The 26198-nt window shown below is 76.0% G+C and carries 27 protein-coding genes and 1 tRNA gene; 15 read left to right on the top strand and 13 right to left on the bottom strand.

What is annotated here, in order from left to right:
• Positions 1-61: 61 nt before the first annotated feature.
• Positions 62-625: a TetR/AcrR family transcriptional regulator gene (locus CHB98_RS12025; RefSeq protein ID WP_179224449.1), complete on the top strand. Its 564-nt coding sequence runs from the start codon at positions 62-64 to the stop codon at positions 623-625.
• A 73-nt stretch (positions 626-698) separates the two neighbouring features.
• Here CHB98_RS12025 and CHB98_RS12030 read toward each other — a convergent pair whose 3' ends face one another.
• Both CHB98_RS12030 and CHB98_RS12035 read right to left on the bottom strand, forming a co-directional pair.
• A complete protein-coding gene (locus tag CHB98_RS12030; protein WP_245821107.1) occupies positions 699-2024 on the bottom strand; it encodes a metallophosphoesterase in 1326 nt (441 codons plus the stop codon).
• Positions 2025-2054: 30 nt separating this feature from the next.
• The gene (locus tag CHB98_RS12035; RefSeq protein ID WP_089305840.1) at positions 2055-3650 is read right to left on the bottom strand and encodes a CYTH and CHAD domain-containing protein; all 1596 of its coding nucleotides are present in this window, start codon (positions 3648-3650) and stop codon (positions 2055-2057) included.
• 130 nt (positions 3651-3780) lie between these two features.
• On the opposite strand from CHB98_RS12035, the gene CHB98_RS12040 reads away from it, so the two are divergent.
• Positions 3781-4650, top strand: a complete 870-nt coding sequence (locus CHB98_RS12040; RefSeq protein WP_089305841.1) for a DUF2382 domain-containing protein — start codon at positions 3781-3783, stop codon at positions 4648-4650.
• Positions 4647-5042, top strand: a complete 396-nt coding sequence (locus tag CHB98_RS12045) for a VOC family protein (protein ID WP_089305842.1) — start codon at positions 4647-4649, stop codon at positions 5040-5042. The genes CHB98_RS12040 and CHB98_RS12045 overlap by 4 nt, the downstream gene beginning before the upstream one ends.
• A 36-nt stretch (positions 5043-5078) precedes the next feature.
• Here CHB98_RS12045 and CHB98_RS12050 read toward each other — a convergent pair whose 3' ends face one another.
• The 5 genes from CHB98_RS12050 to CHB98_RS12070 are packed head-to-tail and all read right to left on the bottom strand — an operon-like array spanning position 5079 to position 8912.
• Entirely contained in the window at positions 5079-5837 is a 759-nt protein-coding gene (locus tag CHB98_RS12050; RefSeq protein ID WP_089305843.1) for a nitrilase-related carbon-nitrogen hydrolase, read from the bottom strand.
• Positions 5834-7024: a pyridoxal phosphate-dependent aminotransferase gene (locus CHB98_RS12055; protein ID WP_089305844.1), complete on the bottom strand. Its 1191-nt coding sequence runs from the start codon at positions 7022-7024 to the stop codon at positions 5834-5836. The genes CHB98_RS12050 and CHB98_RS12055 overlap by 4 nt, the downstream gene beginning before the upstream one ends.
• A 34-nt stretch (positions 7025-7058) precedes the next feature.
• Positions 7059-7280: an RNA-binding S4 domain-containing protein gene (locus CHB98_RS12060; protein ID WP_245821108.1), complete on the bottom strand. Its 222-nt coding sequence runs from the start codon at positions 7278-7280 to the stop codon at positions 7059-7061.
• Complete coding sequence (locus tag CHB98_RS12065) at positions 7277-7993, bottom strand: MOSC domain-containing protein (protein ID WP_089305846.1); 717 nt, start codon at positions 7991-7993, stop codon at positions 7277-7279. The genes CHB98_RS12060 and CHB98_RS12065 overlap by 4 nt, the downstream gene beginning before the upstream one ends.
• A 1-nt stretch (position 7994) precedes the next feature.
• Positions 7995-8912, bottom strand: coding sequence for an aldose 1-epimerase family protein (locus CHB98_RS12070; RefSeq protein ID WP_245821109.1), 918 nt, complete (start codon positions 8910-8912; stop codon positions 7995-7997).
• A gap of 123 nt (positions 8913-9035) precedes the next feature.
• On the opposite strand from CHB98_RS12070, the gene CHB98_RS12075 reads away from it, so the two are divergent.
• A complete protein-coding gene (locus tag CHB98_RS12075) occupies positions 9036-9410 on the top strand; it encodes an HNH endonuclease (RefSeq protein ID WP_342744031.1) in 375 nt (124 codons plus the stop codon).
• A gap of 100 nt (positions 9411-9510) precedes the next feature.
• On the opposite strand, the gene CHB98_RS12080 is transcribed toward CHB98_RS12075, so the two are convergent.
• The gene (locus CHB98_RS12080) at positions 9511-10152 is read right to left on the bottom strand and encodes an HhH-GDP family DNA glycosylase (protein ID WP_089305847.1); all 642 of its coding nucleotides are present in this window, start codon (positions 10150-10152) and stop codon (positions 9511-9513) included.
• 140 nt (positions 10153-10292) lie between these two features.
• Between CHB98_RS12080 and CHB98_RS12085 the strand changes: the two genes are divergently transcribed.
• Entirely contained in the window at positions 10293-10745 is a 453-nt protein-coding gene (locus CHB98_RS12085; RefSeq protein WP_089305848.1) for a DUF1707 SHOCT-like domain-containing protein, read from the top strand.
• Between the two features lie 319 nt (positions 10746-11064).
• Positions 11065-11442 carry a nuclear transport factor 2 family protein gene (locus tag CHB98_RS12090; protein WP_089305849.1) on the top strand — a complete coding sequence of 126 codons (378 nt, stop codon included), beginning with the start codon at positions 11065-11067 and terminating at the stop codon, positions 11440-11442.
• A 45-nt stretch (positions 11443-11487) separates the two neighbouring features.
• On the opposite strand, the gene CHB98_RS12095 is transcribed toward CHB98_RS12090, so the two are convergent.
• Positions 11488-11570: transfer RNA gene (locus tag CHB98_RS12095), tRNA-Leu, on the bottom strand.
• Between the two features lie 174 nt (positions 11571-11744).
• On the opposite strand from CHB98_RS12095, the gene CHB98_RS12100 reads away from it, so the two are divergent.
• From CHB98_RS12100 to pknB, 7 genes are all read left to right on the top strand, one after another.
• Complete coding sequence (locus CHB98_RS12100; RefSeq protein WP_089305850.1) at positions 11745-12551, top strand: FHA domain-containing protein; 807 nt, start codon at positions 11745-11747, stop codon at positions 12549-12551.
• Positions 12552-12564: 13 nt separating this feature from the next.
• Positions 12565-13026, top strand: a complete 462-nt coding sequence (locus CHB98_RS12105) for an FHA domain-containing protein FhaB/FipA (protein WP_089305851.1) — start codon at positions 12565-12567, stop codon at positions 13024-13026.
• 28 nt (positions 13027-13054) lie between these two features.
• Positions 13055-14482: a PP2C family protein-serine/threonine phosphatase gene (locus CHB98_RS12110; RefSeq protein WP_089305852.1), complete on the top strand. Its 1428-nt coding sequence runs from the start codon at positions 13055-13057 to the stop codon at positions 14480-14482.
• A gap of 40 nt (positions 14483-14522) precedes the next feature.
• The gene (locus CHB98_RS12115) at positions 14523-15938 is read left to right on the top strand and encodes an FtsW/RodA/SpoVE family cell cycle protein (protein WP_089305853.1); all 1416 of its coding nucleotides are present in this window, start codon (positions 14523-14525) and stop codon (positions 15936-15938) included.
• Positions 15935-17380, top strand: coding sequence for a peptidoglycan D,D-transpeptidase FtsI family protein (locus CHB98_RS12120; RefSeq protein ID WP_089305854.1), 1446 nt, complete (start codon positions 15935-15937; stop codon positions 17378-17380). Before CHB98_RS12115 ends, CHB98_RS12120 begins: the two co-directional genes overlap by 4 nt.
• Complete coding sequence (locus tag CHB98_RS12125; protein ID WP_089305855.1) at positions 17377-19221, top strand: serine/threonine-protein kinase; 1845 nt, start codon at positions 17377-17379, stop codon at positions 19219-19221. Before CHB98_RS12120 ends, CHB98_RS12125 begins: the two co-directional genes overlap by 4 nt.
• Before the next feature lie 127 nt (positions 19222-19348).
• Positions 19349-21274 carry a Stk1 family PASTA domain-containing Ser/Thr kinase gene (pknB, locus tag CHB98_RS12130; RefSeq protein ID WP_089305856.1) on the top strand — a complete coding sequence of 642 codons (1926 nt, stop codon included), beginning with the start codon at positions 19349-19351 and terminating at the stop codon, positions 21272-21274.
• A 13-nt stretch (positions 21275-21287) separates the two neighbouring features.
• Here pknB and CHB98_RS12135 read toward each other — a convergent pair whose 3' ends face one another.
• Both CHB98_RS12135 and CHB98_RS12140 read right to left on the bottom strand, forming a co-directional pair.
• Positions 21288-21938 carry an aminodeoxychorismate/anthranilate synthase component II gene (locus CHB98_RS12135; RefSeq protein ID WP_089305857.1) on the bottom strand — a complete coding sequence of 217 codons (651 nt, stop codon included), beginning with the start codon at positions 21936-21938 and terminating at the stop codon, positions 21288-21290.
• Positions 21939-22033: 95 nt separating this feature from the next.
• Entirely contained in the window at positions 22034-22801 is a 768-nt protein-coding gene (locus tag CHB98_RS12140) for a DUF881 domain-containing protein (RefSeq protein ID WP_089305858.1), read from the bottom strand.
• 67 nt (positions 22802-22868) lie between these two features.
• Here CHB98_RS12140 and crgA point away from each other — a divergent pair, with 67 nt between their 5' ends.
• Entirely contained in the window at positions 22869-23141 is a 273-nt protein-coding gene (gene crgA / locus CHB98_RS12145; protein WP_089305859.1) for a cell division protein CrgA, read from the top strand.
• A 474-nt stretch (positions 23142-23615) separates the two neighbouring features.
• On the opposite strand, the gene CHB98_RS12150 is transcribed toward crgA, so the two are convergent.
• Positions 23616-24782, bottom strand: coding sequence for a thiolase family protein (locus CHB98_RS12150; RefSeq protein WP_089305860.1), 1167 nt, complete (start codon positions 24780-24782; stop codon positions 23616-23618).
• A gap of 91 nt (positions 24783-24873) precedes the next feature.
• Between CHB98_RS12150 and CHB98_RS12155 the strand changes: the two genes are divergently transcribed.
• Entirely contained in the window at positions 24874-25350 is a 477-nt protein-coding gene (locus CHB98_RS12155) for a PH domain-containing protein (RefSeq protein ID WP_179224451.1), read from the top strand.
• Between the two features lie 28 nt (positions 25351-25378).
• Here CHB98_RS12155 and CHB98_RS12160 read toward each other — a convergent pair whose 3' ends face one another.
• The gene (locus CHB98_RS12160) at positions 25379-26137 is read right to left on the bottom strand and encodes a rhomboid family intramembrane serine protease (RefSeq protein WP_089305862.1); all 759 of its coding nucleotides are present in this window, start codon (positions 26135-26137) and stop codon (positions 25379-25381) included.
• Positions 26138-26198 lie beyond the last annotated feature (61 nt).

The raw sequence follows: 26198 nt of genomic DNA on the forward strand, positions 1-26198 counted from the left end.
CGCGTCCGGACACGGAGGCCGAACGACCGGGGGACGCCGCGGGACCGAGGGGGGACCGACCGTGACCCAGGCGCACCGCGCCCGCCAGTACGCCGCCACGCACCAGCGCATCTACGACACGGCCATGGCGCTGTTCGCGGAGTGCGGCTACGAGGAGGTGGCGATCGGGCAGATCGCCACGGCGGCCGGCGTCTCGGTGCCCACCTTCTACGCCCACTACGCGAGCAAGGACGAACTGATCATGGCGCTGCCCGAGCGCGCCGAGGTCGCCGCCCTGCTCGCCGCCGCGCCCGCCGACCGCCCGCTGGCCGAGCGGTTGCGGTTGATCCTCGGCGGCTTCCTGGCGGGCATGGCCGCGGAGCGCCGGGCCGACACGCTGGCCCGGTGGCGGATCATCGCCTCGACGCCCCGGCTGCGCTACCGGGCGGCGGGGTACGAGCGGGCGACGGCGCAGATGCTCCTCGACGAGCTGGGGGTCGCCGAGGACGGCGACCCCGCCGTCGTCGTGGTCACCGCGCACTTCTCCGCCTACACGCAGGCGCTGCTGCGCTGGGGCGCCTCCGGCGGCACGCTGCCGTTGGAGGAGGTCGCCGCGGAGGCCATGGCCGTGCTGCGCGGGATGTGAGCCGCGGGATGTGAGCCGCGGGATGTGAGCCGCGGGATGTGAGCCGCGGGATGTGAGCCGCGGGATGTGAGCCTCAGGGGGCGCGGAGCTCGACGACGGCCACCTCGGGGCGGGCGCCGACCCGCATCGGCGGCCCCCAGAACCCCGCGCCGGTCGTGACGTACAGCTGGGTGTCGCCGACCCGGGACAGCCCCTGCACCGCCGGCTGGTCCAACCGCACCGCGTAGTCGAAGGGCCACAGCTGCCCGCCGTGCGTGTGCCCGGACAGCTGCAGGCCCACGCCCGCGGCCGCGGCCTGGGCCACCTGCACCGGCTGGTGGGCCATCAGCACCACGGGGACGGCGTCGTCGCGGCCGTCGAGGGCCGCGTCGAGGTCGGCGCCGTGCCCGGGCACCCCCGAGCCCAGCGCCGTCCGGTCGTCGATGCCGGCCAGGTCCACGTACGCACCGCCCCGCCGGATCGGCACCCGCTCGTTGCGCAGCACCTCGACGCCGAGTGTCGGCAGGTGCCGCAGCCAGGTCTCGGTGTCGACGAAGTACTCGTGGTTGCCGGTGACGAAGTAGACGCCCTGCCCGCTCACCAGGTCGGCCAGCGGGGCGGCCTCCTCGCGCAGCTCGGACAGCTCGCCGTCGACCAGGTCGCCGACGATCGCCACGACGTCGGGCCGCTGGGCGTTTACGATGTCCACCAGCCGCTCGAACCGCCGCCCGCCGTACAGCGCCGAGAGGTGCCCGTCGGAGAAGGTGACGATCCGCAGGCCGTCCAGGGCCGGGTCCAGCCCGGCCAGGGTGACCGGCACCCGGCGGACGACGGGCGGGCTGTTGGCGAAGTAGGCCCCGACCCCCGCCGTGCCCACCGCCGCCACGCCGGCCGTGGCGGCCAGCCCCCGCGCCAGCAGCAGCCGGCGCGCGGGGTCGATGACATCGTCGTCCTCCGGACGACCACCGCGGCCAGGTGCCGTCCCGACCGCCGGGGAGCCGACGTGGGCCCCGACCGGCACCGGCACCGCCGCGCGGGTCCACCCGCGCAGCAGCAGCCGCACCGGCTCGAGGGCCAGCAGGGTCAGGAACAGGTAGAAGAGCACGCCCAGCCAGCCGAAGCCGACCCACTGCAGCACGGTGGTCGCCGCGGAGTCCTCGCGCCGGAGGACGACCGCGGCCATGGGCAGCGGGGCCAGCAGCAGCAGGCCCAGGGTGAGCAGCCGCCGGGCGCGGCCCGGGACGGTGGTGCTGTGGGCCACCCGCCACCACACGTAGCCGTGCAGGACGACGATGGCCAGGAGGACGACGGTGACGAACCCCAGCAGGCCGATCAGGGACAGCGGACGGACCTCCTCGTCCCCCTGGAGGGACCACCCCGCCCCCTGCAGGGAGGCCGGTCGAGGCTCGCAGCGGCCCACCGAGGGGCCGGCCCGAGCGGGGGGACCCGCTCAGCCTAGGCGGACGACGGTCGTGATCGCCCGGCGCAGCTCCGGCTCCACGACCCAGAAGCCGTCCTCGGACGCGGCCGCCCGGACCTCCTCCAGGCCGTGCAACCGGCCGAAGGTCCAGGCGTTCTCGCCCGCCGCGAAGGCGGCCAGGCCCACCCGGACGGCGACCTCCCGGGTGACGACGGTGTCCTGCGCCGCGCCCAGCAGCTCCTGCACCTGCTTGGCGCAGGAGATCAGCGCGGTGGCCGGCTCGCCGAGCGTGCCCACCGCGACCTCCGCGGTGTACCGCACCCGCTTGGTGGCCTTGCGCACCTCGTGCAGCGCCAGGTGGCGGGCCTCCCCGGCGGCCTCGCGCGCCACCTCGATCTCCCCGCGCAGCCGCTTGCCGCTGCGCCGGACGGCGTCGGCGAGCACGCCCGGGGCCGGGGCGGCGGCCAGCTCGGTCAGCGGCGGGTCGGCCAGCAGCGCGTCGAGGGCGTCGAGCAGCAGCAGGTAGCGCCGCTCGGTGAGGGTGCGCCCGACCTGGCGGGCGCCGGCCCCGTGGTCCTTGGCCTCGGTCTGCTGCAGCCGGGCGGCGACCGGGCCGAGCACCAGCTCCGGGGGCTGGGCGGCGACCAGCGCGCGCAGGTGGGACAGCGCCACCTCGGTGTCCCGGGCGCCGGAGAGCTCGGCACCCACCCACTGCAGCTCCACGCGCAGCGGGTCGGTGCGCTCCCGGACCAGCACCGGGCGGAAGGCGGCCAGGATGCTGCGCAGCCGGCGGCAGGCCACCCGCAGGTCGTGCACCCCCTCGGGCTGCTCGGTGCGCACCGCGAGGTCGGCGTCGCGCAGCGCCTGGAGCTGGCCGGCCACCGCCCCCAGCACGACCTCTCCCGCCGTGCGCACGGGGACCGCCCTCCCCTTCTTGCCCTTGCCGCCCTTCTTGCCCTTCCCGTCCCGCTCCCCCGCGGCCGGGGCGGGGCCGGGCACCACCGGCCCGGGCAGCCGGCCCTCCAGCACCCGGCCCAGCTTGGAGGACGCGGCGGAGGGGCGGGCGCCGGCCGCGACGAGCCGCTCGCCGACCGCCTCGAGCAGTGCCTCGTCGCCGTCGACCAGCTCGACCTCGACCTCCCGCCAGCCCGTGACGGTGGTCGGCTCGCCGGGTCCGGTTGCCAGGGCGGTGCCGACGACGGAGTCGTCGGCCACCTCGGCCAGCACCCGGCCGTCGCCGTCGAGCAGCCGGTGCACCACCCGGCGGGTGGTGATCGTCGCGACCGGCGCGGCCGCGGCGGTCCCCAGCAGGCCGAGCACGGGGGCGACGACGGCACGCGGGGCGGTCCGGGCGGCCCGGCCGGCCGGCTGGTGCAGCTCCCGCCGGGAGCCGCCCTTCCCGGGCAGCTTGAGGTGCCAACCGGCGTCGGTGCCGCCGGTGCGCCGCCGCAGCGTCACCCGGGCGCGCAGCAGCCGCAGGTCCGGCGTGTCGTGGTAGGTGGCCTCCAGCGACTGCTCCTCCGGCGCACCGACCGCCACGACGCCCCCGGCGCCGGTGAGGTCGGGGAGGGAGAAGGTGTCGTCGGCCTCGTACTTGCGCTCGACCTCGACGTGCTCGGTGGTCACCGTGCCACCGTAGGCAGCTCACCTCGCGTGGGCACGTCCGCCGGGCACGTGATGTTCGGTCGGTGTCCCGGTTGGGCACGGTCGTCCGGAGGGTCCACGCGGACCCCCGTGGACGAGGGGAGCCGACCCGGTGTTGAGCGAGCGAGAGCTGTCCGCGGCGATCGGCAGCACGGCTTACGGGCCCGACGGCGAGAAGATCGGCACGGTCGAGCACTTCTTCACCGACGACCGCACCGGGGCCGCCACCTGGGTGGCGGTCTCCACGGGGCTGTTCGGCACCCGGCACAGCGTGGTCCCCGCGGCCGACGCCACCTTCGCCGACGGCAGCGTGCGGCTGCCCGTCACCCGGGACGCCGTCCGCGCCGCCCCGTCGGTGCCCGACCAGCACCTCGCCCCGGAGGACGAGGCGCTGCTGCGCCGGCACTACGGCCTGGACACCGGCCTGCCCGCCGGCCCGGCCCCCGCCGCCGCAGCCGGGGACGACGCCACCACCCACGACCTGTCCCGGCTGCCGCGCGACACCGCGTCGGCGCCCGCCCGGCAGGACACCGTCGACATCGACCGCTCCGCGGACCGCGGGGGGACCGTGCCGGTGTCCGCCGTCCCCTCACCCCCTGCCGCCGGCGCCATGACCCGCAGCGAGGAGCAGCTGCGGGTGACCCTGCAGCGCCACCCGGCCAAGCGGGTGCGGGTGGTGAAGTACGTGGTCACCGAGGAGGTGACGGTCACCGTCCCGGTCCGCCGGGAGGAGATCCGGGTCGAGGAGGTGCCCCTGGACGCCGACGCGCCCGCGGCGGCCACCGGCACGGGAACCGGCACCGGCCTGCCCGAGGTGATCGTGCTGCACGCCGAGCGGCCGGTGGTCACCACCGAGGTCGTGCCGGTCGAGCGGGTGCTGCTGAGCACCGAGGTGGTCACCGAGCACGTGCAGGTCCGGGACACCGTGCGCCGCGAGCAGGTGGACGTCGACCAGGACCGCGTCCCGGCCCCGCGCCCGTGACCACGCGCCTGTCCGCGTACGTCGTCCACCGCGACGCCCGGGCCGCCCTGGACTGGCTGACCGCGGTGGGTTTCACCGAGGTCCGGCGGCAGGAGGGGTCCGACGGCGTCGTCACCCACGCCGAGGTGCGCTGGGACGACGCGGTGCTCGTGGTGGACGGCGGCGGGGAGGCCGACCCCCCGGCGCCCCCGCTGGCCGGCCAGTCCACCGGCCGGGGTCTGCACCTGCGCGTCGACGACGTCGACGGGGTGTTCGAGCGGGCCGTCGCCGCCGGTGCCCGGCCGGTGGTCCCGCCGGAGAACACCATCTGGCACACCCGCCGGGCCCGGGTGGTCGACCCCGGCGGTCAGGAGTGGACCTTCGCGACCTACGAGCCCGGCGTCGGCTGGTGACCTCCGGGCCCGGCCACGGGCCGGAACGGCCCTCCCTCAGCGGCGGTCGGCGAGGAAGGCCAGCCGCTGCCGGGTGGCGGTGACCTCGGCGGGGTCGACATCGGCCACCAGCACGGTCTCCACGCCGGCCGCGGTCGCCAGCAGCTCGCCCATCGGGCTGACGATGCGGCTGTCGCCGGCGTGCGGGGTGCCGTCCCCGGCGGTGCCGACCCGGTTGCAGGCCACCACGTACGCCTGGTTCTCGATCGCCCGGGCCTGGAGCAGCGTCTGCCAGTGCAGCCGCCGGGCCGCGGGCCAGTTGGCCGTCACCAGGTAGACGTCGGTGTCCAGGGCGGCGTGCCAGAAGACGTCGGCGAAGCGCAGGTCGTAGCAGACGAACGGGGTGACCCGCAGGCCACCGACGTCCACCGTGACCGGCTTCTCGCCGGCCCGGAAGCGCTCGTGCTCCCCGCCGTGGGTGAACGGGTGCAGCTTGCGGTAGCGGTGCACCGTGCCGTCGGGGCCGGCGAGGACGAAGGAGTTGTAGGGCAGCTGACCGTCCGGGGCGACCTCCGGGCAGCTGCCGGCCACCCAGACGCCGTGCTCGGCGGCCTGCGCCTGCAGGAACCCCGCCGACGGGCCGCCCTCGGGCTCGCCGATCCCCGGCGTCATGCTGAACCCGGTCGAGAACGTCTCGCTGAGCAGCACGAACTCCGCCCCCGCGCCGGCCGCGCGGGCCACCAGCGGCGCCAGCCGGGCGTAGTTCGCCGCCCGGTCCTCCCAGACGATGTCGTGCTGGACCACCCCGAACCTCATGCCGCCATCCCCTCCAGTCGCCCGACCGCCTCGCCCAGGACGGCGTCGCTCTTGCAGAACGCGAAGCGCACCAGGTGCCGACCCAGGTGCGCGTGCTGCGCGGAGTAGAAGACCACCGTCGGGACGGCGACCACCCCCGCCCGCTGGGGCAGCGCGCGGCAGAAGGCCAGCCCGTCGCCGTCGGGCTGCACCGGCCGGACGTCGACCGTGGCGAAGTAGGTGGCCTCCGGGCACACCACCGGCAGTCCCGCGGCGGTCAGGCCCGCGACCAGGACGTCGCGGCGGCGCTCCAGGTCCCGCGCGATGCCGGCGAACCAGGCGTCGGGCAGCCCCAGGCCGGCCGCGACGGCGGGCTGGAACGGGCCGCCGTTGACGTAGGTGAGGAACTGCTTGGCCGTGCGGACGGCGGACACCAGCGGCGCCGGGCCGCAGATCCAGCCGACCTTCCAGCCGGTCACGTTGAACGTCTTCCCGGCGCTGCCGACCACGAGGGTGCGCTCCCGCATGCCCGGCACCGTGGCCACCGACGTGTGCCGGGCGCCGCCGAACACCAGGTGCTCGTAGACCTCGTCGGCCAGCACCAGCAGCTCGTGCTCCATGGCCAGCGCGGCCACCGTGCCGAGCTCCGCCCGGGTGAACACCTTGCCGGTGGGGTTGTGCGGGGTGTTGAGCAGCAGCACCCGGGCCCGCGGGGTCACCGCGGCGCGCAGCTCGGCGGCGTCGAAGGTCCAGGGGCCGGCGCCGCCCGCCGGCGGGTGCAGCGGCACCGGCCGGGCGACCCCGCCGGCCATGGCGATCCCCGCGGCGTAGCTGTCGTACATCGGCTCGAACAGCACGACCTCGTCGCCGGGCTCGAGCAGCGCCAGCAGCGCGGCGGCGACCGCCTCGGTCGCGCCCGCGGTCACCAGCACCTCGGTGTCGGGGTCGTAGCCGTGCCCGCCGAAGCGCTGCACGTGGTCGGCGACGGCGTGGCGCAGCTCGGGGGCGCCCGGCCCCGGCGGGTACTGGTCGTGCGGCCCGCCGATCGCCGCGCGGGCGACGTCGAGCACCTCGGGCGGTCCGGGGTAGTCGGGGAAGCCCTGCCCGAGGTTGATCGACCCGGTGGCGACGGCCAGCGCGCTCATCTCGGCGAACACCGTCGTGCCGAAGCCCTGGAGGCGGGACGACAGGTACGGCGCGCGGGTCATGCCACCAGCCTGGCAGTTCCACGTGGAACCGCGCTCAGCGGACCCGCACGTCCTCCATGCCCTCCACGCTCACCACGTCGCCGCGGCGCACCTGCCGCCCGCGCCGCTCCTCGGGCTCGCCGTTGACGCGGATGGCGCCGGTGAGCAGCACGTCCTTCACCTGGGCGCCGGTCGGGACGGCGTCCACCAGCTTGAGCAGCTGCCCCAGCCGGATGGACTCCTCCCCCGGCCGCAGGTGCACGGTGCGCACGCTCACCACCCGGCCAGCTCGTCGCCCACGGCCACGGGGCCCGGCCGGCTGACCAGCGCGGCGATCGCCAGGCAGCCGTTCCGCTCGCGGTGGACCGCCTTCAGGACGCCGGTGTCACGGCCGATCCCACCGGGCTGCGGGCGGGTCACCATGACGCAGCGGGGCACCTGCGCGACGACGTCCAGCCCGGCGCCACCGAGCCACACCCGCTGCCCGACCAGCGCGTCCTCCCCCTCGCCGTCGAGCACGACGTTGGCGCGGAACCGGCGCCGGTCCCAGGTGCCCAGCGTGCCGGTGGACACCAGGGAGACCCGGGTCCGCGAGCTGTCGTGGAAGGCGCCGCGGGCCCCGGCGAAGGTGTCCCAGTCGTACTCGCCGTCCTCCCCCACCCCGAAGGGGTTCTCGTAGTGCCGCTCCCCCGGCGCGTCGGTGGCGGACCGCAGCGTCACCGGGCGGCCCAGCCGCTCCGAGAGGACGGCGTCCTCCGACGTGACGGACCCGTCCGGCAGCACCACCGCCACGGTGCCGTCGCCGCGCATCCGGCCGGTGAGGAACAGCAGGTCGGGGACCCGCCGGGCGGTCAGGCCCAGGCCGGTGGTGGCGTCGAACAGCGCCCACCGGCGGTCGCCGGCCAGCCCCTCGGGCCCGACCTCGGCGCCCGCCAGCCGCTCCCCCTGCAGCGACTTGACCGGGTAGCGCCACAGCTCGGCGACCCGCACGTCAGCTCTCCCAGCCCAGGGTCCAGGTGCCCGACCAGTCCGCGCCGGGCTCGAGGACGACGAGGTCGGCACGGTCGGCCAGCGCGTCGGGCGGGCAGGTCATCGGCTCGACGGCGATGCTGCGCCGCCGTTCCCCGGGCGGGAGGGTGTCGCCGGTGAAGACCTGCAGCCACGGCCAGGCGCCGTCGACGGCCAGCTCCAGGGTGCCGAGGGCCGGGCTGCGCAGCCGCACCCGCGCCCAGCCGTCGGGGTCGCGGTCGAGGTCGGTGAGGGGCGTGTCGAGCACCCGGTCGCCGACCCGGCCGACCGCGCCGTCGAAGGGGCGTCGCTCCCCCGTCGGCAGGCCGCCGCCGTCCACCACCAGCTCGGTGCGGGCCGGGAGCTCGAGCTCGGCACCGGCGACGTCGCCGTCCTGCTGCGCGCCGACGGCGAGGTACGGGTGGAACCCGGCGCCGAGGGGTGCGGGTTCGGCGCCGGCGTTGCGGACCCGCATCGTCACCGTCAGCCGGCCGGGCGCCAGCGCGTGGTCGACCGCCGCGGCCAGCCGGAACGGGTAGCCGGAGCGGGCCTCGACCACGGTGCCGACGGTGACCGCGTCACCGGACCGCTCCAGCACCGACCAGGGCTGCCAGCCGACCAGCCCGTGCATCGCGACCGGCTTGTCCGGGCCGGCGAGGTCCAGCTGCAGGTCGCGGTCGCCCCAGCTCCAGCGGCCCTCGCGGATGCGGTTCGGCCAGGGCAGGAGCACCCGGCCGCGGCTGCCCCGGGGCACCGTGCCCGCGGCGTAGCCGTCGAGCAGCTCGCGGCCGGCGACGGTCAGGGAGCGCAGCGCCCCGCCGCGCAGGTCGACCGCCAGCCGTGCGTCCCCGCTGGCGATCTCGACCTCGGTGGGCTCGGTCGCGGGCCAGGCAGCGCTCATGGGCCCACCCCACCACACCGTCCGCATCCCGGCGGTCGCCGCAGCCGGCGGACCCCTGGGTCGACTCCGGGCCCGGCGCAGCTGGGCTGCGGCGCGCTGATCTCCGCCGCCCGGGCCCGCTGGCTGGCCTGCGACTCCGCCGTCACGAGGATCGTGCTGGGCCCGGACGGCACCCCGCTGGACCACGGCCGCACCCACCGGCTGGTCCCGCCGCACCTGCGCCGGGCGGTCGAGGTCCGCGACCAGGGTTGTGTGTTCACCGGCTGCGCCGCCCCCACCACCTGGTGCGACGTGCACCACGTACTGGCCTGGATCGACGGCGGGGACACCAACCTGGCCAACTCCGCGCTGCTGTGCGAACGGCACCACACCGAGGTCCACCACGGCTTCCGCGTCCAACGACGACCCGACGGCCGATGGCGCACCTGGCGCCCCGACGGCACCGGGATCCGCACCGGCCTGGGCAGCACCGGCCCACCCCTGACCGGCGCCGCCTGACCGCAGCGCCCAACACCCGAGCCGCACGACCACCGAGGTCGTGCGGCCCGGCGTGCGCCCACAGGTCCGGGCGTGGAGGTCACCCGCGCCGGCGTTGCGCTCAGCCGCCCAGCGGGTCCTCGTCGTCCCCCAGCAGCCGGATCCGCACCAGTCCCGCGGCGAAGCGGGCCAGCTCGTCCCCCGGGACCAGGCGGGCCAGTGCATCGGCGTCGGTGGGCAGGCCGACCCGCCGTGCGCCGTCGAGGGCCCGGTCGTCGAGGTGCGGCCGCACCCACGGCCAGACCGCCTGCACCTCCCGGAGGAACACCGCGGCGCCGGTCGGCCCGATGCCCTTGACCTCCTGGAGCAGCCCGGCCGCCCGGCCGCGGTCCCCGTCCGCCTCCGCCGCCAGCCGGCGCAGGTCGCCGCCGTACCGGTCGAGCACCAGCCCGGCCAGGTCCCCGAGCTGGGTGGCCGTGCGCTCGTCGTACCGGCGGTAGTGGCCGCGGCCGAGCGCGTCGACGCGGTCCTGCCCGGCGGCCGCCCGCATCCGCTCCGGCGTGGTGAACCCGGCCTCGCGCAGCTCGACCGCGGCGGCGACCGCGATGCCCGCGTCGATCCGCGCCGACAGCAGCTCGGCGAGCACGAGGAGCTGGAACAGCGGCGCCGGGGTGTCGGCCAGCCGGATGCCGGCCTCCTCGGCGTACGTGGTGCCGTACCGGTCGAGGACGGCGCAGGCGGTCTGCTCGGCGGAGCTGCTCATGCCGCGCCCGGTACCCGCGCCGGCACCGGCAGCAGCCCTGGACGCCTGACGCGTTCCACGTGGAACCGGTGACGTCCGTCAGTACCGCGCGGGCCCCACCCCGCCCGAGACTGGACGCCCGTACCGAGGAGGAGCCCGAGATGCCCGAGCCGCACCTGCGTGCCGCAGACGCCGACCGCGCCGCCGTCGCCGACCGGCTGGGTGAGCAGATGAGCGCGGGGCGGCTCACCGTCGCCGAGTACGACGAGCGCCTGGCCCGTGCCTACGCCGCCCGCACCTACGGCGAGCTCGACGAGCTCACCGCCGACCTGCCGCGGCCGGGGACGCGCCGCGCGGCCCCCGTGCCGTCCGCCGTCCCGGCCGTCCGCGGCGGCTGCGGGGGGTGGAGCGGCGGGCCGAGCCGGCAGGCCGCCTGGCGCACCTGGGCCGTGACCGCCGTCATCGTGCTCGCCGTCTGGACCACGTCCTCGATCGCCCAGGGCGACCTCCAGTACTTCTGGCCGTTCTGGGTGGTCGGCCCGTGGGGCGCGGTGCTGCTGGTCCAGACGCTGCACCGCAGCCCGGCCGGCGAGCGCCGCCGCCAGCTGACCTGACGGGTGTCCCGGCCGGAGCGGGACCCCGCTCCCTTCGTGCCGGGACACCTCCCGCCCCAGGGTGACGGCACACCGGCGGGTCCTCCGGATCGCCTCCGAGGCGGTGCACACCGCCGTCGGGCACGCCGCCGCCACCGCGGTGCGGGTGACCGTCCGTGTCCGGGGTGTCCGCCGAGCTCGGCGCCCGCGACCGCGCGCAGGCCGTGGACAGGGCACGGGAGGCGGGCCCGGGCCGGTCGTGACCGGCGGGTGGGGACGCCGGGACCCGGGTAGGTGGCGGGCCAGTGCCCGGACCACCAGGAGGACTGCCTTGCACTCGATGACCGAACGCTTCACCGACGCCCTGCACCGGATCGACAGCGACCGCGACGTCGGCCCCATGGTCGAGCTCACCGGGGACGACGCCGAGCTGGTCAAGCTCGACGAGCACCACCAGACCCGCGGCAAGGACGGCGCCAGGACGTTCTGGGAGGACTACCGCAACGTCTTCGGTGACCTGGAGACCACCTTCACGCACAGCGTCGTCGGCGAGGACAGCGCCGCCCTGGAGTGGACGTCGACCGGCACCCTGCGCAGCGGCAAGCCCTTCCGCTACCGCGGCGTGACCGTCATCCAGGGCGACGACGAGCGGCTCACCGGCGTGCGCACCTACTACGACTCCGCGGCCTTCATCCAGGAGCGCGGCGGCACCGCCTGACACGCGAGGGCCCCGGGGACTTCCCCGGGGCCCTCGTCGCACCTGTGGGCAAGGGGGGAGTTGAACCCCCACGTCCTCTCGGACACACGGACCTGAACCGTGCGCGTCTGCCATTCCGCCACTTGCCCCGGCGAGGCACGACAGTAGCAGCCCCGCGGGGGAACCCCGGGAGGCCCCCGGACGTCGTCCCTGGGGTCCGCCGGGTGCCGCCCGACGTGAGTCGGTCCGCGGCTGGCCGGCCCGCACCCGGCTACGATCACCGGTGGCGGAGCGGACGACCGGGCGAGGGCGGGGGAGCGACTGTGGGTGTGCTGCAGCGCTTCGAGCGGCGGCTGGAGGGGATGGTCGGGCTCGCCTTCGCCCGCATCTTCAAGGGCAAGGTGCACCCCGCGGAGATCGCCAAGGCGCTGACCCGGGAGGCCGACGAGCAACGCGCGGTGATGGGCGAGGGCCGGGTGCTCGCGCCCAACGTCTACGACGTCCGCCTCGGCGCCACCGACTACGACCACCTCGCCGAGTGGTCCGAGCAGCTGGCCGCGCAGCTCGCCGACATGGTCACCGAGCACATCGAGGGCGAGGGCTACCAGGTCTTCGACGCCGTCCAGGTCCGCCTGCAGCGGGACGACGACCTGCCCACGGGCGTCTTCGAGGTCAGCTCGCACGTCGCCGACCCGGCCCGCCCGAGCACCCCGCTGGACCCCCCCGCCGGTCCGCGCAGCGGCGCGATGCCCCCCCTGCCCCCGCTCAAGGGCCGCATGGCCACCGACACCGGCCGGCAGGCGCCCTCGACCGTGGTCGGCCGCGCCGGCAGCCGCCCCGGCGTCACCCACGTCCTGCTCGTCGACGGCCCGGGCACGCGGCACGAGCTGACCACCGGGCGCAACGTCATCGGCCGCGGCACCGACGCGGACATCCGGCTGCCCGACACCGGGGTGAGCCGCAAGCACGTCGACGTCGTCCTGGACAACGGGACGGCGATCGCGGAGGACCTCGGCTCCACCAACGGCACGCTGGTCAACGGCCGCCGGATCACCCGCCAGCCGCTCGCCGACGGCGACGTCATCCGGATCGGCCACTCGGTGCTGGTCTACCGGCAGGACGGCGCGTGAGGCGGGTCGTGTCATGACCGCCGAGATCGTGCTGCAGATCTTCCGCTTCGGGTTCCTGCTGCTGCTGTGGCTGTTCATCTTCGCCGCCTTCCGGGTGGTGCGGGCCGACCTGTTCGGCGGCCGTGCCGGCCGGGTGGCGTCGGTGCCACCACGCGCGGCGTCGGGGGGCCGCAAGCGCTCCCGCGGGCCCCGCACGCTCGTGGTCACCGCCGGCCCGCTGAGCGGCACGAAGATCACCCTGTCCGACCAGCCGATCCTCATCGGCCGCGCCGACGACTCCACCCTGGTGCTGACCGACGACTTCGCCAGCTCCCGGCACGCGCGGCTGACCAACCGCAACGGCCAGTGGTACGTCGAGGACCTCGGCTCCACCAACGGCACCTACCTCGACCAGCAGCGCGTGCAGGGCCCGCTGCTGGTCGCCCCGGGCCAGCCGATCCGGATCGGCCAGACCGCCCTGGAGCTGCGCTCGTGACCGGCGGCACCGCGGGGGGCCGGCCCCGATGAGCCTCGCGCTGCGCTACGCAGCCCGGTCCGACCGCGGCCTGGTCCGCGGCAACAACCAGGACTCCGTCTACGCCGGCCCGCGGCTGCTGGCCGTCGCGGATGGCATGGGCGGGCACGCCGCGGGCGACGTCGCCAGCAAGGTGGTCATCGCCGCGCTGGAGCACCTGGACGACGACGCGCCGTCCGGCGACATGCTGCAGGCGCTGCGCGAGGCGGTCTTCGACGGCAGCGAGCACCTGCGCGAGGTCATCCGGGACTCGCCGCAGCTGGAGGGCATGGGCACCACGCTCACCGCCGTCCTGTTCGCCGGCGGCCGGCTGGCGCTGTGCCACGTCGGGGACTCCCGCGCCTACCTGCTGCGCGACGGCGTGCTGCAGCAGATCACCCACGACGACACGTTCGTGCAGACGCTCATCGACGACGGGCGGATCACGCCCGAGGAGGCCAACCACCACCCGCAGCGGTCGCTGCTGCTGCGCGCGCTCAACGGCCAGGACGTCGACCCCGACCTGTCCATGCGCGAGGCCCGCGCCGGCGACCGCTACCTGCTGTGCTCCGACGGGCTGTCCGGCGTGGTGAGCGAGGAGACCCTCGCCGAGGCGCTGCAGGACCCCGACCCGCACGCCACCGCGGACCGGCTGGTGGAACTGGCGCTGCGCAGCGGCGGGCCGGACAACATCACCGTGATCGTCGCCGACGTCGTCGAGGACGGCGGGGAGGGCACCTACCCGGTCGACCCGGTCGTCGACGGCGCCGCCGGGGACAACGTCGGGCAGCGCGCGGTCGACCCCCGCTCGGCCGCCGGCCGGGCCGCGCTGGCCGACCCGCGGCCGGCGCCGCCGGCCGCCGGGGTGGGTGGCGGAGCCGGCCGGGCCGCCGCCCCGCCGCCGGGCCGCCGCCGGCGCCGCGTGCTGGCCGCGCTGGCCGCCGTCGTCCTGCTCGGTGCCGCCGCTGTCGGCGCCTACCTGTGGGTGCTGTCCAACTGGTTCGTCGGGGTGCAGGACACCGCGGACGGCGAGCGGGTGACCGTGTTCCGCGGGCTGGAGACCTCGCTGCTGGGCATGGACCTCAACCGCGTCTCCAGCGTCACCGACCTGCCCGTCGCCGACCTCACGCCGGCCGGCGCGAGCAAGGTCGAGCGGGGCATCGAGGCCACCGACGCCGGCCACGCCGAGCGCATCGTCGCCATGCTGCGCGACCAGCGCCTGCAGCCGTGCCCGCCCCCGGAGGAGCCCGAGCCGACCCCGTCGCCGTCCCCGGCGCTGCCCAGCGCGGCACCGGCGACGCCCCCCGACCCGGCGGTGCCCGGCGCCGTCCCCACCGACGGCGTGCCCGCCACGCCGACCCCGACCACAGCCGCGCCGACATCGCCGCGCGCCACGGCCACACTGGAGCCCGGGGTGGACTGCCGGGAGGCGCCGTGAACCGGCCGGCCGGCCGGCGTCGGGTGCGGGAGGAGGTCGCATGAGCAGCGGTCCCACGACCGACCCGCAGGCGACGGCGGGGGCGGCCCCGCCCACCCGCCGCAGCACCGAGCTCGCCCTGCTCGGCTTCGCCGTCCTCATCACGGTGGTCGCCCAGGCGATCGTCGACCTCACCGTCACCGGAGCGCTGACCACCGAGCTGGCCACCTTCGGCCTGTGGTTCACCGCCCTGTGGGCCGTCGCGCACCTCGTCGTGCGCCGGTGGGCCCCCTACGCCGACCCGCTGCTGCTGCCCTCGGTCGCGCTGCTGGTCGGCCTCGGGCTGTCCTTCATCCACCGGCTGGACCTCGCCGCCCGGCAGGCCGGCAGCACGGCCAGCCGGGAGGACGCCCCGGTCCAGCTGGTCTGGGCCACCCTCGGCCTGGTCCTGTTCGTCGCCGTCCTGCTGGTGCTGCGCGACCACCGGCTGCTGTCCCGCTTCGCCTACACCCTGGCCCTGGTCGGCCTGGTGCTGCTCGCCATCCCGGCGGTGCTGCCGGCCTCCCTGTCGGAGGTCAACGGCGCCAAGATCTGGATCCGGGTGGCCGGCTTCAGCATCCAGCCCGGCGAGTTCGCCAAGATCTGCCTGACCGTCTTCTTCGCCGCCTACCTGGTCGACAAGCGCGACGTGCTGGCGCTGGCCAGCCGCCGCGTCATGGGCCTGGAGCTGCCCCGCGGCCGCGACCTCGGCCCGGTCCTGGTGGCCTGGATGCTGTCGATCCTCGTGCTGGTCTTCGAGCGCGACCTGGGCAGCTCGCTGCTGCTGTTCGGCATCTTCGTGGTGATGCTCTACGTGGCCACCGAGCGGGCCAGCTGGCTGGTCATCGGCCTGGGCCTGTTCGCCGGCGGGGCGTTGATCGCCTACCAGTTGTTCGGCCACGTGCAGCAGCGCGTGGACTCCTGGCTGGACCCCTTCGAGTACTACGACGGCTCCGGGTTCCAGGTGGCCCAGGCGCTGTTCGGCCTGGGCACCGGCGGGCTGTTCGGCGCCGGCCTCGGTGGCGGGCGCCCCGACCAGGTGCCGGTCGCCAAGAGCGACTTCATCGCCGCCGCGGTCGGTGAGGAGCTGGGCCTGTTCGGCCTGGTCGCGGTGATCATCGTCTATCTCGTGCTGGTCGAGCGCGGCCTGCGCACCTCGCTGATCTGCCGCGACGCCTTCGGCAAGCTGCTCGCCGCCGGGCTGTCCTTCACCATCGCCTGGCAGGTGTTCGTCGTGCTCGGCGGGGTCACCGGCCTGCTCCCGCTGACCGGGCTGACCACCCCGTTCCTCGCCTACGGCGGGTCCTCGCTGGTGGCCAACTTCGTGCTGGTCGCCGTCCTGGTGCGGATCAGCGACGCCGCCCGCCGCCCGGCCGCCCCCACCGGGCCGCCCCGCCCGGCCCTCGGCGACGCCCCGACCGAGGTGGTGCAGACGTGAACGCCCCGCTGCGCCGCGTCGCGATCAGCGTGCTCGTGCTGTTCACGCTGCTCATCGTCAACGTCAACGTCATCCAGGTGGTCCGCTCCGAGGAGCTGCGCTCCGACGGCCGCAACACCCGCGTGCTGGCCGAGGAGTACGACCGCGAGCGCGGCTCGATGATCGTCGGCGGCACCGAGGTCGCCTTCTCCGTGCCGACCGACGACCGGCTGACCTACCTGCGGCAGTACGACCAGGGCCCCGTCTACGCCCCGGTCACCGGCTACTACTCCCTGGTCTACGGCAACGTTCAGATGGAGCGGGCGGCCAACGAGGTGCTCGCCGGCACCGACGAGCGGCTGTTCGTCCGGCGGCTGGCCGACCTGTTCACCGGGCGCGACCCCTCCGGCGGCGACATCGTGCTCACCCTGGACCCCGCCGTCCAGCAGACCGCGATGGCCGGCCTGGAGGGCGTCACCGGCGCCGTCGTGGCCCTGGACCCCTCCACCGGCGCGGTGCTGGGCATGGCCAGCACGCCGACGTACGACCCGAACCTGCTGTCCAGCCACCAGCCGGCGGAGATCCGCGCCTACGCCGACCAGCTGGACGCCCAGGAGCTCGACCCGCGGCTGAACCGGGCGACCGACGCCCGGTACTCCCCCGGGTCGATCTTCAAGGTGGTGGTGTCCGCCGCGGCGCTGGCCGGCGGCGACTACAGCCCGGACACCGTCGTCCCGGCGCCCGACGAGCTGGTCCTGCCCGGCACCCGGACGCCGCTGGAGAACTTCGGCGGCTCGGCCTGCGATCCCAGCGGCCGGCAGAGCCTGCTGGACGCCCTGACCGTCTCCTGCAACACCGCCTTCGCCCAGCTGGGCATCGACCTCGGCGAGGACCGGGTGCGGGAGATGGCCGAGGCGTTCGGCATCACCGGCGAGGGCATGGAGATCCCCCTGGGGGTCGCGGGCAGCACCCTGGGCGAGATCGAGAACGACGCCCAGCTCGGCGTCAGCTCCATCGGCCAGCAGGACGTGCAGCTCACCCCCCTGCAGGCGGCCATGATCGCCTCCGCGGTGGGCAACGACGGGACGCTGATGAGCCCCCACCTCGTCGAGCAGGTCCGTGCCCCGGACCTGTCGGTCATCGACCAGGCCGATCCCGACGAGTTGGGCGAGCCGGTCACCCCCGAGGTCGCCGACCAGCTGACCGAGATGATGGTCAGCGTCGTCGAGGACGGCAGCGGCCGGCGCGCGCAGATCGACGGCGTCACCGTCGCGGGCAAGACCGGGACGGCGGAGAACGAGGGCCCCGACCACAACTGGTTCATCGGATTCGCCCCGGCCGACGACCCGCAGATCGCCGTCGCGGTCTTCGTGGCCAACGGCGGGGGCACGGGCGGCGACGTGTCGGCGCCCATCGCGCGTGAGGTCATGCAGGCCCACCTCGAGGGACAGGGCGGCTCATGACGCTGTCGACCGGGACCATGCTCTCCGGGCGCTACGAGATCACCGCACCCATCGCCACCGGCGGCATGGGCGAGGTGTGGCGGGCCCGGGACCGCGTGCTGGACCGCGAGGTCGCCGCCAAGGTGCTGCGCAGCGAGTTCACCGGCGACCCGAGCTTCGTGGCCCGCTTCCGCAACGAGGCGCGACACACCGCGGCGCTGTCGCACCCCAACATCGCCTCGGTCTACGACTACGGCGAGACCACCGACGAGCGCGGCTCGCAGCTGGCCTTCCTGGTCATGGAGCTGGTCGAGGGCAAGCCGCTGGTGACCATCCTGCACGAGGAGGGGACGCTGCCGGTCGACTGGACGCTGCACGTCCTCGGCCAGGCCGCCGACGGGCTGTCCGCGGCCCACCACGCCGACGTCGTGCACCGCGACATCAAGCCGGGCAACCTCATCGTCCGGCCCGACGGCGTGGTGAAGCTGACCGACTTCGGCATCGCCCGGGCCCGCGACGCCACCCCGCTGACCCGCACCGGCATGGTCGTCGGCACCGCCCAGTACCTGTCCCCCGAGCAGGCGCAGGGCTTCGAGGTCACCGCTGCCTCCGACGTCTACTCCCTGGGCGTCGTCGGCTACGAGTGCCTCACCGGCGGGCGGCCGTTCGACGGGACGTCGCAGGTCGCGGTGGCCCTGGCGCACATCAACCGGCCGCCGCCGCCGCTCCCGGCCGACGTGCCCCCGGCGGTGCGGCTGCTGATCGAGCGGGCCCTGGCCAAGGACCCCGCCGACCGGTTCCGCGACGGCGCCGCGTTCGCCGCCGCCGTCCGGTCGGTGGCCGCCGGGAACGGCCTCGCCTCCGGCCACGTCCCCGCCGTCCCCGCGGCGCCGGGGCCCGGGACGACGCCGCCCGTGCCGCTCGCCGCCGGGGCCGCCACCGCCCAGACCGAGGTGGTCGACGACCTCGCCGACTCGCGCACGCAGGTGATCGGCGCCGCCTCCGCGGGCGGTGCCGCCGGCACGCGGACGTCGGTGGGCGCCATGCCGCCGCTGCGCCGCCCCCCGGAGGACGACGGGGACCGCTACGCCCCCGCAGCTGCCCCCGCCGGCGACGCCGGCCGCCGCCGCTCCCGGTGGCCGCTGGCGGTGGCCGGCCTGGTGCTGCTCGTGCTGCTCGGCGTCGGCGCCGCGTTCCTGCTCGGCGGTGGCGACGAGGACCCCGCGGGCACCACCGCCGACCCCACGGCCCCGGCGCCCACCACCGCGGCCGCCCCGGCCCCCGGGACGGTGTTCGTCGACAGCAGCGCCTTCGTCGGCGACCCGGTCGACGACGTCGAGCAGCTCCTGGCCGGCCAGGGCCTGCAGGTGGTCACCGAGGAGGCCGACGCCGACGACCTGGCCACGCTGGGCCGCGCGCTCGACGAGGGCGACGTGGTCACCACCGACCCGTTCGACCAGGCCGTGGCCGAGGGCGCGACGGTCACCCTCTACTACGCGCCGGAGGACTACTCCCCCGACACCGGCGACGGGGACACCGGGACCGGCCAGGACGACGCCCCGGCGCCCGCGGACCCGACCACCGAGGCCCCGCAGCCCCGGACGTCCGCCCCCGCGCCGGCCCCGACGCCCACCCGCAGCAGCTCCGCGCCGACGACCGCGGCGACGACGACCGCCTCGACGTCCGCGCGCCCGTCGACCAGCGCGTCGGCCTCGCCCACGCAGCCCGGCAGCCCGGCGCCGACGGCGACCCCGACGACGAGCGTGCAGCGCGGCCAGCCCGCCCCGAGCCCGGCGGACGACACCGTCGCGGAGGGCCGGGCGGCCGCGCCGCAGCAGACGGGCCCGGGCGCGGACGGGTGACCGGTCCCCCTCGCGCCGTCCCGGTCCGCGGGGCCGCAGCGGTTAGGCTGCCCGCCGGCCCAACCGTCCGTTGCGGTCCGCCGAGCACCGCCCGGATGCAGGACCGCACCGCCCGAGAGGACCTCCGATGACCACGCCTCCCGTGCTGGGCGAGCGCTACGAGATCGGTGGGGTGCTCGGCCGCGGCGGCATGGCCGAGGTGCACCGCGGCCGGGACCTGCGGCTGGGCCGCGAGGTGGCGGTCAAGGTGCTGCGCCAGGACCTGGCCCGGGACCCCTCCTTCCAGGTCCGGTTCCGCCGGGAGGCGCAGGCCGCGGCGTCGCTGAACCACCCGGCCATCGTCGCGGTGTACGACACCGGCGAGGACCGCAGCTCCAGCGGCGCGACGCCCTACATCGTCATGGAGTACGTCGAGGGGGAGACCCTGCGCGACGTGCTGCGCCGCGAGGGCGTGCTCGCCCCGCAGCGGGCCATGACGCTGGCGGCCGACATCTGCAACGCCCTGGACTTCAGCCACCGCAACGGCATCGTGCACCGCGACGTGAAGCCCGGGAACGTGATGATCACGCCCGAGGGCACCGTCAAGGTCATGGACTTCGGCATCGCCCGGGCGGTGTCGGACTCCGCGGCGACCATGACCTCCACGGCCGCGGTGATCGGGACCGCCCAGTACCTCTCCCCCGAACAGGCCCGCGGCGAGAGCGTGGACGCCCGGTCCGACGTCTACTCCACCGGCTGCCTGCTCTACGAGCTGGTCACCGGGGCACCGCCGTTCACCGGCGACTCCCCCGTCTCGGTCGCCTACCAGCACGTGCGCGAGGACCCGCGGCTGCCGTCGTCGGTCAACCCGGCCATCCCGCCGGACCTCGACGCGATCCTGCTCAAGGCGCTGAGCAAGAACCCGGCCAACCGCTACCAGTCCGCCGCCGACATGCGCACCGACCTGCTGCGGGCCCTGGCCGGCCAGCGGGTCGAGGCCACGCCGGTCATGGGCGACGCGGAGAGGACCGCGATCATCGGCGCACCGCCCGGCGGGTACGGCGGGGACTGGGACGACGAGGACGGCGAGGACCGCACCCGGCGGCGCAACCGGGTCATCGCCGCCGTCGTCGCCGGCCTGCTGCTGATCGGCGGCGTGGTCGCCGTGGCCCTGCTGCTCGGCGACGGCACCGAGCCGCCGGCCGCCACCCCGCCGGTGGCCACGCAGGTCTCGGTGCCCAACGTGGTCGGCCAGGACGAGGCGACGGCCACTGCGACCCTGCAGGGGGCGGGGCTGACCGTCGGCCAGGCGACGACCCAGGTCACCCGGGACGAGGCCCAGATCGGCACCGTGCTGGGCACCACCCCGCCCAGCGGCACGCAGGTCGACCAGGGCAGCACCGTGGCCCTGGTGCTCGGCGTCGGGCCGGACACCGTCGAGGTGCCGGCCGTCATCGGGCTGGACGCCGACCGGGCCGAGGCGACGCTGGAGAACGCCGGGTTCGAGACCGTGACCACCGAGGAGATCGACTCGGTGGCCCCCGAGGGGCAGGTCACCGGGGTCGAGCCCGGAGAGGGCCAGGCGGTCGACCCGGGCACGACCGTCACCCTGCAGGTGTCCGACGGCGACGCCCAGGTGCCCGACGTGACCGGCCAGCAGCAGGCCGCGGCCACCCAGGCGCTGCGGGCCGCGGGCTTCACCAACGTCGTCCCCGAGGAGGTCGAGGCCGAGCAGGCCGCAGGCACCGTCGTGGCGACCGACCCGGCCGCCGGCGACCAGGCGTCGGCCGACGACGAGATCACGCTGCAGGTGTCCAGCGGCCCGGCCGAGGAGGAGACCGTCGCGGTGCCGGACGTCGCCGGCCAGACGGGCACCGCCGCGCTCGACGCGCTCGAGGGCGCCGGCTTCACCGACGTGACCGTCGTGGACGCCACCGGCGAGGAGGCCGAGCCCGCCGGGGCGACGGCGGTCCGCACGAACCCGCCGGCCGGTTCCGAGGTCACCGTGGACACCCCGATCGTGCTCACCGTCCAGGGGCCCGCGCCGACGGCGACCCCCAGCCCCACCGGCTGAGCGGGCCGCCCGGCTACGCGGTGACCGTGGTGAGCCGGGCGGCCGCCGCGCCGGCCGCCTCGACGACGGCCGGGTCGGGGGCCAGCCCGCAGGACGCCAGCCAGGTGGCCAGCATCCGGTGGCCGCCCTCGGTGAGCACCGACTCCGGGTGGAACTGCACGCCCTCGACGGGCAGCTCGCGGTGCCGCAGCGCCATGACGACGCCCGACGGCGTCGTCCCGGTGACCTCCAGCTCGGGGGGCACGGTGTCGCGGTCCACGGCCAGGGAGTGGTAGCGGGTGGCGGTGAACGGCGACGGCAGCCCGGCCAGCACGCCGGCGCCGTCGTGCACCACCTGGCTGGTCTTGCCGTGCAGCAGCTCGGGGGCGCGCACCACCTCGGCGCCGAACGCCTCGCCGACGGCCTGGTGGCCCAGGCACACGCCCAGGACGGGCGTGCCGGCCTCCGCGGCCGCCCGCACCATCGGCACGGTCACCCCGGCCTGGGCCGGCGTCCCCGGGCCGGGGGACAGCAGCACTCCGGCGACGTCGAGGTCGGGCAGCTCGTCGACGGTGACGGCGTCGTTGCGCCGCACGACGCAGCGCACGCCCAGCTGGCCGAGGTACTGCACCAGGTTGTAGACGAAGCTGTCGAAGTTGTCGACGACGAGGACCGGGCGGCTCACGCCCCCTGTCTACCAGGAGGAGGACCCCCCGGAAGGACGCCGTCGCCCCCGCCACTCGCAGGCTCGCGGCGGGTCCCTGCGACGCGGCCGGGGCCTCAGCCCCCGGCGGCGGTCGCGTACTCCATGGCCGGCGGGGTGTCGTAGCCCGGCAGGGTGAGCTCCGCGCGCTCCTGGACGCTGAACCCCAGCCCGTAGTCCTGGACCGCCTGCTGGAACACCCGCACCTGCGGGGAGGCGGCCAGCTGCGCCCGGACGGCGTCGGCGTCGGCCACGGCGGTCACCACGAACGGCGGGGAGTACGTGCGGCCCTGCAGGAGCAGCACGTTGCCCACGCAGCGGACGGCGCTGGTGGCGATCAGCCGCTGGTCCATGATCGCCACCGCGTCGGCGCCCGCGGCCCACACGGCGTTGACGACGGCCTGCACGTCGGACTGGTGGATGACCACGTCGTCGGGCTCGGCCCCCAGCGGCAGCGAGCCGTCCGGCCGCCGCGGGGCGTCGTCCAGGGTGATCTCCACGCCGGGGCCGGTGACCGGCAGCAGACCGGCCGAGAGCAGCCCGGCGTCCCCCGCGTCGCGGGCGGCGGCCACGTCGCCGTCCCGGGCGGCCGCGGCGTCGGTGAGGGCCTGCACCCGGGTCTGCAGCGCGGTCAGCTGGTCCTGCTGCTCGGCGACGACCACCTCGCGGGCGCGGATGAGCGCGGACAGCTCGGTGGCCTCCCCGCCGCGCAGGTCGGTGCCCTGGGCGGTCTGGCTGGAGGTGGCGAACAGCAGCCCGGCGGCCAGCGCCACCACCGGCACCAGGGCGGCCCACGCCGTCCCGCCGCGGGTCAGCCGCGGGCGCAGGCTGCGGGCTGTGGCCACCCCCGCAGCTTAGGCTGGGCCGGTCACGGCCGGTCGCGACGGACCGGCCCCGGAGGGAGTTCGCACGGTGCCCAAGTCCAAGGTGCGCAAGAAGTCGGTCTACACGCCACCGGCGGGTGTCCTGCAGCCGGGCACGTCGGCCGCCCGGGTCGCCGGGCCCAGCCCGCGCTGGTACGCCCCCGTGATGGTGACCCTCATGCTGCTCGGGTTGCTGTGGATCGTGGTGTTCTACGTGGCCGGCGAGAGCATCCCGTTCATGGCGGGTCTGAACGTGTGGAACTTCGCCATCGGCTTCGGCCTCATGGTCGCCGGCCTGGTCATGTCGATGCGCTGGCGCTAGCCGGGGAGCCACGCCGCTGCGGCCCTCGTCCCACCAAGGACGGGGGCCGTTCGTCTGTCATCGCTCGGATACGCACAGTGTTGTCCACAGACGGCGCTGTGCACAGCCCGAGAGCGCTGTCCACAGGTCGACAAGGCGCTGGACCCCCAGGGTTGTCCACGACATGTGGAGAACGGGTGTTCGACGGCGAGCCGCTGACCTGCGGCTCCACCACCACTGTGGTGGGTGGGACGGGAAGGGCACCCCGGTAACTACAGGACTGTGAGTCCATCCCCAGTTGTGCACAGCGCTGTGGACGAGTCGACACGTCGCCAGCCCCGGGGCCGGGGGTCCGGTCGCCGTCCCGCCCCGGCCGTGGTAGGCCGACACGCCGTCTGACCACGGCGGACGCCGGCCTCCCCGCACCGCCGACGGGACGCCGACGGCCCCCGGTCCGCTGGGACCGGGGGCCGCGGGGTGGACCGTGGACGGGCCTCAGTCGGAGGCGAGCAGCTCCAGGACGGTGGCGTTGGCCATCCCGCCGCCCTCGCACATCGTCTGCAGGCCGTAGCGGGTCCCGGTGGCCAGCATGCTGTGGACCAGCGTGGTCATCAGGCGCGCCCCGGACCCGCCGAGCGGGTGGCCGAGGGCGATGGCGCCGCCGCGGGGGTTGAGCCGGCCGGCGTCGGCGCCGGTCTCTGCCAGCCAGGCCAGCGGCACCGGCGCGAAGGCCTCGTTGACCTCGAACAGGCCGATGTCGCCGATCGACAGGCCGGACCGCTGCAGCACCCGGTGCGTGGCCGGGATGGGGGCGGTGAGCATGACCACCGGGTCGTCGCCGGCGACCACGGTGGTGTGGACGCGCACCAGCGGGCGCAGGCCGAGCTCGCGGGCCCGCTCGGAGGTGGTGACCAGCAGTGCGGCCGACCCGTCCGAGATCTGGCTGGCATTGCCGGCGGTGATGACGCCGTCGGCCCGGAACGGGGTCTTCAGCGTGGCCAGCTTCTCCAGGGTGCCGCCGGGGCGGATGCCCTCGTCGGCGCGGACCACCGTGCCGTCCGGCGCGGTGACCGGGACGACCTCCTCGTCGAACGCGCCGTCGGCCTGCGCCTTGGCCGCCGACTCGTGCGAGGCCAGGGAGTACTCGTCGAGCCGGGTGCGGGAGAACCCCCAGCGCTCGGCGATCATCTCCGCGCCCACGCCCTGGTTGGGGAAGACCCCCTCGTAGCGCTCCAGGAACCGCGGCCCCAGCGGCGCCCCGGCGCCGACGGCCTCGCCGTACGTGGAGCCCATCGGCACCCGGCTCATCGACTCCACCCCTCCGGCGACGACGACGTCGGCCTGGCCGCTGACCACGGTGGCCGCCGCGAAGGCGACCGCCTGCTGGGAGGAGCCGCACTGGCGGTCGATGGTCGTCCCGGGCACCGACTCCGGCCAGCCGGCCGCCAGCACGGCGTTGCGGCCGATGTTGGAGGTCTGCTCGCCGACCTGGCTCACGCAGCCCCAGAAGACGTCGTCGACAACGACCGGGTCGACGCCGGTGCGCTCGACCAGCGCCCCGAGCACGGCGGCGGACAGGTCGACGGCGTGCACGCCGGACAGCCCCCCGCCGCGCTTGCCCACCGGGGTGCGCACCGCGGCGCAGATGACGGCGTCTCGCATGACCACTCCTCGTCCCTGGGCGGCGTTCCGCCCGCGCGGCGATGGTAGGACGTCCACGCACCCGCACCCGCCCGCTGGCAGGCTGGGGGCCGTGCAGTGGTCGCCACCCGCGGGGCAGACGGCCGTCCTGGCGGCCGCGGGCGTCCTGCTGGCCGGCGCCGCGGTGCTGCTCGACCCCCTGGGCCGGGTCCTGGTCGGCGGGGCCGCCGTCCTGCTGCTGGCGCTGGCCGCCCGCGAGCGGCTGCTGCGCCCGCGGCTGGCTGCCGGGCCGGCCGGGGTGGCCGTCCGCCGGCTGGGCCGCACCACCGAGCTGCCCTGGGCCACGCTGCGGGTGCGGGTGCGCGACACCCGGCGGCTCGGGCTGCGCTCGCGGCTGCTGGAGCTGGACACCGCGGCCGGGCCGGACGACGGGCGGCCCCGTCTGGAGGCTCGCCCCGAGCTTGCGAGGGGTGAGAGGGACGGGGTCCTTCCTGAGGAGGACGGGGTCCTCGTACTGCTCGGCCGCCTGGACCTCGGCGCCGACCCGGCCGAGGTCGCCCGGGCCCTCGGCGCGCTGCGGCCCAGGTGACGGACCAGGTGACGGACCAGGTGACGGGCTAGCCCAGGACGACGAGCGTGGACACCGTCAGCGCGACCACGACGAGCGCCGCGGTGAGCAGCATGAGGCCGAGCACCTGCAGCTCGGTGCGCCGCCGGGCCAGCACCACGACGCCGGTGGCCACGAAGCCGGCCACCAGGCCGCCGAGGTGGCCCAGCAGCGAGACGCCGGGCAGGAAGCTGACCAGCACGTTGATGGCCAGCAGGGTGAGCAGGCCACGCAGGTCCTCGCGGCGGGACATCATGACCACGGCCAGCCCGCCCAGCAGGCCGTAGATCGCGGCCGACGCGCCGGCCACCGGCCGGCCGGGCTCGCCGAACAGCTGCAGGGCGACCGCCCCGCCGAGCAGCGACACCACGTAGACCGTCAGGTAGCGCCACCGGCCGAGCTGGCGCTCCAGCTCGGAGCCGAACACCAGCAGCGCGAGCATGTTGAGGACCAGGTGCATCAGCCCGATGTGCAGGAACGCCGCGGTGAGCAGCCGCCAGTCCTCCCCGAGCTGGACGAGCACCGGGATCTGCGCCAGCTGCGCGAACACCGGGGAGAGCTCGTTGTCCAGCGGGTTGGCGCCGGCCAGGCCGGCGGAGACGGCGGTGACCACGAAGACGGCCACGTTGAGCACGATCAGGCTGACCGTGGTGACGCCGAACTGCCGGCCGGCGCGGCGCAGCAGCGGCGTCTGGCGGACCGGGCGGACGCCGGCGTTGCCCGCGCGGACGTCGTCGGGGCACTGGAAGCCCACGGAGGCCGGGGTCATGCACTCCGGGCAGATCGGCCGCCCGCACCGGGTGCAGGAGATGCGGGTCGGCCGGTCGGGG

Source organism: Geodermatophilus pulveris, from assembly GCF_900188375.1.
In the GTDB taxonomy this organism is placed as follows: Bacteria; Actinomycetota; Actinomycetes; order Mycobacteriales; family Geodermatophilaceae; genus Geodermatophilus; species Geodermatophilus pulveris.